This is a genomic window from Rhodococcus wratislaviensis (assembly GCF_900455735.1).
Taxonomy (GTDB): domain Bacteria; phylum Actinomycetota; class Actinomycetes; order Mycobacteriales; family Mycobacteriaceae; genus Rhodococcus_F; species Rhodococcus_F wratislaviensis.
In genome coordinates, this window is sequence record NZ_UAUI01000003.1 from 194,591 (window position 1) to 205,336 (window position 10,746).

The 10,746-nt window shown below is 65.8% G+C and carries 3 protein-coding genes; all 3 read left to right on the forward strand.

Annotation, left to right across the window (positions count from 1 at the left end; all coding sequences use genetic code 11):
* Positions 1 to 12 precede the first annotated feature (12 nt).
* Entirely contained in the window at positions 13 to 2,373 is a 2,361-nt protein-coding gene (locus tag DTA22_RS08225; RefSeq protein WP_037231704.1) for an arylsulfatase, read from the forward strand.
* A 13-nt stretch (positions 2,374 to 2,386) separates the two neighbouring features.
* Positions 2,387 to 3,325, forward strand: a complete 939-nt coding sequence (locus tag DTA22_RS08230; RefSeq protein ID WP_037231681.1) for an HAD family hydrolase — start codon at positions 2,387 to 2,389, stop codon at positions 3,323 to 3,325.
* A gap of 5 nt (positions 3,326 to 3,330) precedes the next feature.
* On the forward strand, positions 3,331 to 10,746 hold a 7,416-nt coding region (locus DTA22_RS08235; RefSeq protein WP_160118502.1), incomplete at its 3' end, for a non-ribosomal peptide synthetase.

A 10,746-nucleotide genomic window follows, 5' to 3' on the forward strand; every position in this document is an offset into this window, starting at 1 on the left:
GAGGAGTTCGTCATGGCCAAGCCGTTCAGAGGTGTCGTCAATCTCGATATTCGTGACTCGATCCCGGACTGGGGTCCGTACGAGCAACCGAAGGCGACGCCCGGTTCACCGAACGTCCTCTACATCGTGCTCGACGACGTCGGTTTCGGTGCGATGGGCTGTTACGGCGGGCCGATCGAGACCCCGAACATCGACCGGATTGCCGCGAACGGGCTGCGGTACGGCCAGTGGCACACCACCGCCCTGTGTTCCCCGACACGATCCTGCCTGCTCACCGGGCGGAACCACACCACCAACGGGATGGCGTGCATCAGCGAGTGCGCGGTCGGCTTCCCCGGCGGGAACGGTCACATCCCTCCCGAATGCGCCACCCTCGCCGAGATCCTGGTCGAGCAGGGCTTCAGCACCGCGATGGTCGGCAAGTGGCACCTGTGCGCCGAGGACGAGATGAACCTGGCGTCGACCAAACGGAACTGGCCGGTCGGCCGCGGCTTCGAGCGCTTCTACGGCTTCCTCGGTGCCGAGACCAACCAGTGGTATCCCGATCTGGTGCACGACAACCATCCCGTCGAGCAGCCCGCCACCCCGGAGCAGGGCTACCACTTCAGCGTCGACATCACCGACCATGCGCTCGAATACCTCGGCGACGTCAAGGCGATCGCCCCGGACCGGCCGGTGTTCCTGTACTACGCGCCCGGCTGCGCGCACGCACCCCACCACGCTCCGCAGGAGTGGGCCGACCGCTATCGCGGCAGATTCGACGACGGCTACGAAGCGATGCGCGAGCGGACCCTGGCCCGGCAGAAGGAGATGGGCCTCGTACCCCCGGACACCGAACTGCCGCCGCTCAATCCGATCGGCACCCCGGAAACCCGCACCGGACCAGACGGCCAGCCGTTCCCACCGCTGGACTTCACGCGCCCCTGGGACACCCTGTCCGACGACGAAAAGCGGCTCTTCGCGCGCATGGCCGAGGTGTACGCCGGTTTCCTCTCGCACTGCGACGACCAGATCGGCCGACTGCTGGCCTACCTCGAGGAGATCGAACAGCTCGAGAACACCATCGTCGTGGTTGTCTCCGACAACGGCGCCAGCGGTGAGGGCGGCCCCAACGGTTCGGTCAACGAGAACAAGATCGCCAACAACGTGCCGGACGATCTCGCCGAGAACCTGGCCAAGCTGGACCAGCTCGGCGGCACCGAGACCTACAACCACTACCCGAACGGGTGGGCGATGGCGTTCAACAGCCCGTTCAAGATGTGGAAGCGCTACTCCTTCAACGGCGGCACGTCCGACCCGTGCATCATGTCGTGGCCGGCCGGGATCGAGGCTCGCGGCGAAACCCGCGACCAGTACCACCACGCCATCGACATCGTCCCGACCCTGCTCGACTGCCTCGGTGTCGAACTTCCCGACACGGTGAAGGGCTACACCCAGCACCCGATTCAGGGCGTGAGCATGCGTTACAGCTTCGACGCCGGAAACATCCCCACCGCCAAGCACACCCAGTTCTATTCGATGCTCGGCGGGCGGGGCATCTGGCACGACGGCTGGAAGGCCGTCACCACCCACCCGACACTGAGCGGGTGGAGTCACTTCCCGGAAGACACCTGGGAGCTCTACCACACTCAGGTTGACCGCTCCGAACTCCACGACCTCGCCGAGTCGGAACCAGGCAGGCTCGCCGAGCTCGTCGGCCTGTGGTTCCACGAGGCAGGTGCGAACCAGGCGCTGCCGCTCGACGACCGCTCCGGCGTCGAACTGCTCACCACCCCGCGCCCCCAGCTCGCGCCCCCGCGCAATCGCTACGTGTACCGACCCGGTGGCGCCGAGGTACCCGAGGCGGTGGCCGTCAACCTTCGCAACCGCTCCTTCTCGATCGGGGCGCTCGTCGACCTCCCCGAACCGGGTGCTGCCGGGGTGCTGTTCTCCCACGGCGGCAGGTTCGGTGGGCACTCGCTCTACGTCAAGGACAATCGGCTGCACTACGTGTACAACTTCCTCGGCAGCGAACAGCAGAAGATCGACGCGACCGAGGACCTGCCGACCGGAGAGAACCTCATCCTGGCTGCGTCGTTCGAGAAGGACGGTGAGGACCCGCCCGGTACCGCCCGGGGGGTCCTGAGCCTCTACTACGGCGACCGCAAGGTCGGTGAAGGTCGGATCCGGACCCAGCCCGGCAAGTTCAGCATCGGCGGCGGCGAGGGCCTCAATGCCGGCCGGGACAGCGGCGAACCCGTCACCGACGACTACCCGGGTACATCGCCGTGGGCCTTCACCGGCGGGACGTTGAACCGGGTCGCGATCGACGTCAGCGGCGAACCGTTCGTCGATCTCGAACGCGAAGCCGCCGCCATGCTCTCGCGCGAGTGAGAGCGGAAGCGCCATGACAGAACCCCTTCCGAGCTGGCGTGAGGGTGCCGGCAAGTCGGCCATCCTGGGATTCGTCGGGCGTGTGACGGCGGAGGACGTCCCCGTCGAGGATCGAATCGCGGTCTTCGACAACGACGGCACGCTGTGGTGTGAGAAGCCGATGCCCATTCAGCTCGACTTCATCCTGCGCCGGCTCGTCGTCATGGCCGAGCACGATCAGGATCTTCGCACCCGTCAGCCTTGGCAGGCCGCCTACACACAGGATTACGGCTGGTTGAACGACGTCATCACGCAGCACTACAACGGCGACGACAGCGGGGTGAGAGTACTCGCCGCAGGTGTGCTGGCCGCGTTCGCCGACGTGACCGTCGAGGAGTTCGAGGCCCGGGCGGACCAGTTCCTGCGCACCGCCCGGCATCCCACCCTCGACCGGGACTACCTGGGGTGCAGTTACGCGCCGATGGTGGAGTTGCTCGACTACCTGGCCGTCAACGAGTTCCGGAACTACATCGTGTCCGGCGGCGGCCGCGATTTCATGCGGCCGATCAGTCACGACGTCTACGGCATTCCGCGGCAACGGGTCATCGGCAGCGGGGTGTCACTGGTCTGGAATCACGACGGCCGCAGCGGGGCGATCTTCCGAAGAGCCGAGGCGGACGTTCTCGACGACGGACCCGAGAAGCCGGTGCAGATCTGGAACCGGGTCGGTAGGCGGCCCCTGCTGGCGGCGGGAAACAGCAACGGTGACATCCCGATGCTCCAGTTCGCGGAGGCACCGGACCGGCCGTCGTTGCGGCTGTTGCTGCGCCACGACGACGCCGCCCGCGAGTTCGACTACGTCGCGGGCGCCGAGCAGGCGCTCGAACTGGCCGAGGCCGACCGGTGGACGGTGGTCAGCATCGAGAACGACTGGGCGACGGTGTTCGCGCCACTCCCTGACCAGGTCAGATGAATCCGATGGACTCACTTCGCGTTTCGTCCGCCCAGGAGGCGCTCTGGCTGGCGCAGAAATTGGCGCCGGGACTGTCGAACAACATCTCCGCGTATCTGGACATTTCCGGTGAGATCGACCCTTCGGTGATGGACGACGCGTTGCGGCGAGTGGCCGAAGAGGCTCGCTCCGTGCTGGTGAATTTCGTCGAGAACGAGGACGGCCCCCGCCAGGTCGTGCGGGACTGCAAGTCCTGGACGCCGTTTTTCATCGACGTCAGTGCCGAGGCAGACGCCGAATCTGCGGCGAAAGCGTCGATGGCCGAGATCGGCGCCGTGCCCTTCGACCTGGAACGAGACGCGCTGTATCGAGCGGGCTTGATCAAGGTTCACGACGCGCGATTCTTTCTGTGCGCCGTGTGCCATCACATTGTGATGGACGGGTTCGGCGTCGCCATTCTTGCGAGTCGAATCGGTGAGATCTACACAGCGATGAAGACGGGAACGCCGATCCCCGACTCCGGATTCGGCGGACCGGAGTTGATCGTCGACGACGATGCCCGCTATCGACGCTCCGATCGTCTCAGCCGCGACAAAGAATTCTGGAGAAACTACACCGCCGCGCTGCCCGAACCGCTACGACTGTCCCGGCACCCGAGTTCACCGGTTCCCGTGACATTGCATCACAGCCAGACGGTGCCGGACGACGAGACCACGCGATGGCTGACGGCGGCAGAGTCGATCGGGATACCGATGCCGGGGTTTCTGGCAGCAGCGGTGGCCGGACTCTTCCATCGCCTGTCGGGCATGTCGGAATTCATGATGCGATTGGCCGTCGCCAATCGGGTCGGCGCCGCCCGGCGAACACCGGGTTTGGTGTCGAACGCGGTGCCCTTCCGTGTGGAGATCCCACCGCGGTCGCTTTTCGCTGCAGTCGCCCACAACGTGGGTACCGAGATCCGTTCCATCCTTCGTCATTCCCGTTACCAGGGCTCCGATGTCAGGAGAGACAGAGGATTGTCCGGATCCGTGGAAAATCGGTTCGGTCCGATTCTCAATATCATTCCGTTCTTCGAGTCGATCGATTTTGCAGGCAATCCGGCATCCATGCGCGGCGTGTCGTTCGGCCCCGTGGACGACCTCTCGATTTCGATCTACTACGGCGGTCGGGGCAGCGCCGGCATGCACATCGAGATCGACGCGAACGGCGCGCTGTACAGCAGTGAGGATGTCAGGCTGTATGCAGATCTGCTGATGGCATTCGTCCGTGCGGTCGTCGCCGATCCGGGCGGCCGGATAGAGCAGCACGACATCCTCCGACCCACCGATCGCGAACTGGTTCTGCGGACCTGGAACGACACGACGGTACCGGTACCGGAGGCCACCATTCCCGACCTGGTCGAACGGCGGGCCGCCACGACGCCCGACGCGGTGGCGCTCACTTTCGGCGATCGGCACTGGACATACCGGGACGTCAATGGTCGAGCGAATCGGTTGGCGCGGTATCTCATCGCGCGCGGTGTCGGACCGGAATCCATCGTGGCAGTGGCGATGGAGCGATCCTCCGAATTGATCGTCGCGCTCCTCGCGGTCCTCAAGGCCGGCGGCGGATATCTTCCGATCGACCCGAACTATCCCAGTGCGCGTACCGCTTTCATTCTCGCCGACGCCGCCCCGCTGTTGGTTCTGACCGACGACGAGACTTCGGAATCGTTGCCGGACAACGATATTCCGTGTCTCGTGTTGGACCTGGCCGACGCCGCCGCAGAGGGCATGTCAGCGGCGATCGATCCAGTCGACGACGAGAGGATCGCCCCGCTGAGACCGGGCAATACCGCGTACGTCATGTACACGTCCGGATCGACCGGCACCCCGAAAGGGGTGTGCATCACTCACGGCAATGTGACGTCGTTGTTTGCCGGAACCGATCGGTGGTGCGGTTTCGGAGGCTCGGACGTGTGGGCGTGGTGTCATTCGCAGGCCTTCGACTTCTCGGTGTGGGAGGTGTGGGGGGCGCTGGTACACGGCGGCCGGGTGGTGATAGTGCCGTGGGACGTGGTGCGCTCACCCGCTGAACTGTGGAGTCTGGTGCGTCGGGAGCACGTGACGATCCTCAATCAGACCCCGTCCGCGTTCTACGAGTTCGCAGATGCCGAACGCGAGGACCTTTCCCCGGACTCTGATTCGGTGCTGCGGATGGTGGTGTTCGGCGGAGAGGCATTGGACCCGGACCGGCTACGCGGGTGGTTCCCGGGGGATCGTCCGAAGACTCCGATTCTGGTGAACATGTATGGAATCACCGAAACCACTGTGCACGTGAGCCATCTGGAGTTGACGGCAGGCGTGGGCGACGGCGGTCGAAGCCCGATCGGGATGCCTATCGGTAACGTGCGGGTGTTCGTGTTGGGGTCGGGATTGGTGCCGGTGCCGGTAGGTGCGGCGGGGGAGTTGTATGTCTCCGGGTTCGGGGTGGGCCGAGGATATGTAGGCAGGCCGGGGTTGACGGCGGAACGGTTCGTAGCGTGCCCGTTCGGAGAGCCCGGTTCGCGGATGTACCGATCCGGAGACGTGGTGCGGTGGACGTCCGACGGCGTGCTCGATTTCGTCGGACGCGTGGACGAGCAGGTGAAGGTGCGGGGATTCCGGGTCGAGCCCGGGGAGATCGAGACGGCACTGATGTCGCATCCTGCGGTGGCGCAGGCGGCGGTGATCGCCCGTGAACCCCCCACCGGCGCCGGTCGTGCGGACGGGGACACCAGAACCGATACGCAGCTGGTGGGGTATGTGGTGCTCGACAGGGGTACCTCGCTCGTCCGTGACAGGGCGCGGGAGGCGGAGCTGGTTTCGCAATGGCAGCGGGTGTACGACGACCTGTACTCCGGGGACGAGTCCCCGGCCGGTGAACAGACGAACCCGACAGAGTTCGGGGAGGATTTCGGGGGGTGGAACAGCAGCTACACCGGAAAGCCTATCCCCCTCGACCAGATGCGGGAATGGCGCGCGGCGACCGTGGCACGGATCCGCGAGCTCTACCCGACTCGGGTGCTCGAGATCGGAGTCGGAACAGGGCTGTTGCTGTCGCAGTTGGCGCCGCACTGCGAAGAATATTGGGGCACCGACTTTTCCGCTCCCACGATCGACGCTCTGCGATCGCAATTGGCGGACCGGCAGGCCCCGTGGGTCGATCGGGTGCACCTACGGGTCCAGGCGGCCGACGACCTCGAAGGCGTGCCGCACGGTGTGTTCGACACAGTGGTGCTGAACTCGGTCGTGCAGTATTTCCCGAACGCGGGGTACCTGCTCGACGTGATCGGCGCAGCACTGCAATTGCTTCGGCCCAGGGGCGTGCTATTCCTCGGTGACGTGCGGAATCTCGCGTTGCTCCGGGAATTCGCGACAGGCGTGCAGGTCGCCCACGCAGATGCCGACTCGACTGCCGCAGTGATACGCGATCGGGTGCGCCGGGGAATTGCCGCCGAGCAGGAGTTGCTGCTCTCGCCGGAGTTCTTCACAGTGTTGCCGAGGCTGTTCCCCGGCATCGGAGCCGTCGACATTCAGCTCAAGGGTATCCGGGCAGTCAACGAATTAAGCTGTTACAGATACGAAGTCGTGCTCCGTAAGAGTCCCCTCGCGACCCGGTCGCTGGCCGATGTGCCGTCCACGTCGTGGCAACGATTCGGCGATCCCACCGCGCTGCGGAAGTACCTGACGGGCCGGCGCCCGGATTGTGTTCGGGTGACCGGGGTGCCGCACGCGGGGCTGGCACCCGACATCGATGCCGCACGCGCTCTCGACGACGCCGCGGACCGCGATCACGTCCCCACTCGGCGTGACGCGGACAGTCGAACGGACGCGATGCTGCCGCAGGACTGTCACGACATCGGCGAGGACCTGGGGTTCGCGGTGTCGGTGACCTGGTCACCGACACCGGGCGTGATGGACGTGATATTCACCGACATCACGACCCGGGTGCACCGAAACGCGCAGGCATCGGTCGCGGTGTCCGATGTCTTCCTGCCCGACGGTCCACTCGGCGACATCACCGCGTACGTCAACGACCCCGGTGCGAGCAGACTGTCGTCCGAAGTTCGACATTTCGTGGCCGGGCGACTGCCGGAGTTCATGGTGCCCGCTGCGGTGGTGGTGCTGGATCGGTTGCCGTTGACCGTGAACGGCAAGCTCGACCGGAAAGCGTTGCCGGCACCGGAGTTCATCGGTGGTGTGTTTCGGGCCCCGCGGTCACCGGTGGAGGAGACTCTCGCGTCTCTCTACGGTGACGTGCTCGGTCTTCCGCGGGTGGGGATCGACGACAGTTTCTTCGACCTAGGTGGGCATTCGTTGTCCGCGACGCGGTTGGTGGGGTTGATCCGCAACGCGCTGGGGGTGGAGGTGCCGATCCGGGTGGTGTTCGAATCACCGTCGGTCGCGGAGTTGGCGCCCCGGCTGGGCGAGGCCGCGGTGGCGCGGGTGCCGTTGCTGCCGCGGGTGCGGCCCGAGCGGGTGCCGTTGTCGTTCGCGCAGGCCCGGTTGTGGTTCCTGTATCGGTTCGAGGGTCCGTCGGCGACGTACAACATTCCGGTGGCAGTGCGGTTGACCGGCGCCCTCGACATCGAGTCGGTGGTCGCGGCGGTCGGCGATGTCGTGGCTCGGCACGAGAGCCTACGGACGGTGTTCGGGGAGGACGAAGGGGTGCCGTTCCAGCGGATCCTGCCCGCGGAGAAAGCCCCGATTCCCGTGCACACGGAGACGATCGATCAGGCCGGGTCGACGGAAGCCGTTGCGGAGGCGGCGGGATATCGCTTCGATCTGTCCGGCGAGATCCCCATCCGGGCAACGTTGCTGGAATGTGGTTCGCGAGAGCACATCCTGGTATTGGTCCTGCACCATATCGCGGGAGACGGGGGTTCATTGGCGTCCCTGGCCCGCGACATCGCGGTCGCATATGCGGCGCGGACCGAGGGCGAGATGCCGGGATGGGTGCCGTTGCCGGTGCAGTACGCCGATTACACCCTGTGGCAACGAGAGCTTCTGGGCAGCGCAGATGATCCGGAGAGCGTGCTTGCCGCACAGGTCGAGTATTGGCGGGCCGAGTTGGCGGGACTGCCCGACTGCATCGAGCTGCCGACCGATCGGCGACGTCCGGCCGAACCGAGTTACCGGGGCGGGACCGTGGAGTTCTCGATCGCACCGGACCGTGTTTCGGCGATCACGGAGCTTGCCAGCAGATGTGGGGCGACACCGTCGATGGTGTTGCAATCCGTCCTCGCGGTGCTGCTCCACCGGCTCGGCGCGGGGGAGGACGTTGCGCTCGGCGGACCGATCGCGGGCCGTACCGACGAAGCATTGACCGAATTGGTGGGATTCTTCGTCAACACGTGGGTGTTACGGGTGGATCTGTCGGGGAACCCGGGATTCGATCAGGTCGTCGACCGGGTGCGGGCGAAGGCCCTGGGTGCGTACGAGAATCAGGATGCGCCGTTCGAGCGGTTGGTGGAGTTGCTGAACCCGACCCGGTCGACGGCCTACCATCCGTTGTTCCAGGTGTCGTTCGCGATGCAGAACAACGCTTTTCCCGACGTCGAGTTCCCCGGGCTGGGGTGGGAGGTGGTGCCGGCGCCGACCGGAACGTCGCGGTTCGATCTGTCCTTCACCCTCACTCCCGACGGCAGGCAGGGTCTGGCCGGGGTGGTCGAGTACGCGAGTGACCTGTTCGACCGGGGCACGGTGGAGCGTATCGCGGCTGGGTATGTGCGGTTACTCGATCGCGTCGTCGAGGATCCGCAGGGGCGGATCGAGGGGTACGAGATCCTCGATCCGGACGATCGCGAGCGGGTACTCCGGAGCTGGAACGACACGAGTGTGCCGATCCCGGACTCGACGATTCCCGGTTTGTTCGGCGCGCAGGTCGCCGCGACTCCGGACGCGGTGGCGGTGACGTTCGGTGACGAGAACTGGACCTATCGGGAGCTGGCCAGTCGAGCGAATCGGCTGGCACACCGCCTGATCGGTGCGGGTGTCGGCCCGGAGGTGCTGGTGGCGGTCGCATTGGAGCGATCACCCGAGTTGATCGTCGCGCTGCTCGCCGTCCTCGAGGCCGGGGGCGGGTACCTGCCGATCGACCCCCGCTATCCGAGTGCGCGTACGGCATTCATCCTCACCGATGCCTCACCAATTCTGGTCCTGACCGACACCACCACCGCACGCACGCTGCCAGACAACGGCATCCCCACATTATTGCTCGACGCGCACTCGGACGAGGTCGCTCGACGGGAGGGCATCGCCCCCGGCGACAACGACCGCAGCAGCCCACTCCGGCCGGACAACACCGCATACGTGATGTACACCTCCGGATCGACCGGCACCCCGAAAGGGGTCACCATCGACCACCACAACGTCGTCAACTGCATGGTGCAGGTGGCCTCCAGTCTCGGTGCACCAGGGCTGGCGCGGGTGCTGGCAAGCACGTCGGTGAGTTTCGACGTGTCGGTGTTGGAGACTTTCGCCGCGTTGTGCGCGGGTGGGAGTATCGACGTGGTCCGGGACGTTCTCGTACTCGGCGAACGCCGCGGCTGGACCGGGAGTGTGATCAGCACCGCCCCGTCGGCGTTCGCGGAGGTACTCGATCAGATCGAGAGCACGGTGAGTGCCGAGACGGTGGTGTTCATCGGTGAGCAGTTGTCAGGTCGATTGCTCAGTGCAGTGGGTGCCGCAATTCCTGGTGTCCGAGTTGTCAATGGGTACGGTCCGACGGAGACCACCGTCTACGTGACGAGCCAGCGTGTGGAGCCGTCGGACGAGTGCGTCGGTGGGTCGGTGCCGATCGGTGTGCCGGTACGGAATTCGCAGGTGTTCGTAGTGGGCGCGGGGCTTCGGCCGGTTCCAGTGGGTGTGGTGGGGGAGTTGTACATCGCCGGGATTCAGTTGGCGCGCGGGTATCTGGGCCGGCCGGGCCTGACTGCCGAGCGGTTCGTCGCATGTCCGTTCGGGGCGGTGGGTGCGCGAATGTATCGATCGGGGGATCTGGCGCGGTGGACGGCTGATGGTGTGCTCGAGTTCGTGGGGCGTGCTGATGAGCAGGTGAAGGTGCGCGGGTTCCGGGTGGAGCCGGGGGAGATCGAAGCGGTACTACTGAAACACCCGGCGGTGGCGCAGGCAGTGGTCATTGCCCGGGACACCCCGGCGACTGCCGGGGTGGGGCGGCAGCTGGTGGGGTACGTCGTTCTCGCGCCCACCGGCACCGTCACGGGTGTGGAGGTGCGGGAGTTCGTGACGGGGCGGCTCCCGGAGTACATGGTGCCGGCGGTGATCATGCTGGTGGATCAGTTGCCGTTGACGGCGAACGGCAAGCTGGACCGGAAAGCGTTGCCGGCACCGGAGTTCACCGGTGGAGTGTTCCGTGCGGCGCGGTCACCGGTAGAGGAGACGCTGGTCTCGCTTTTCGCC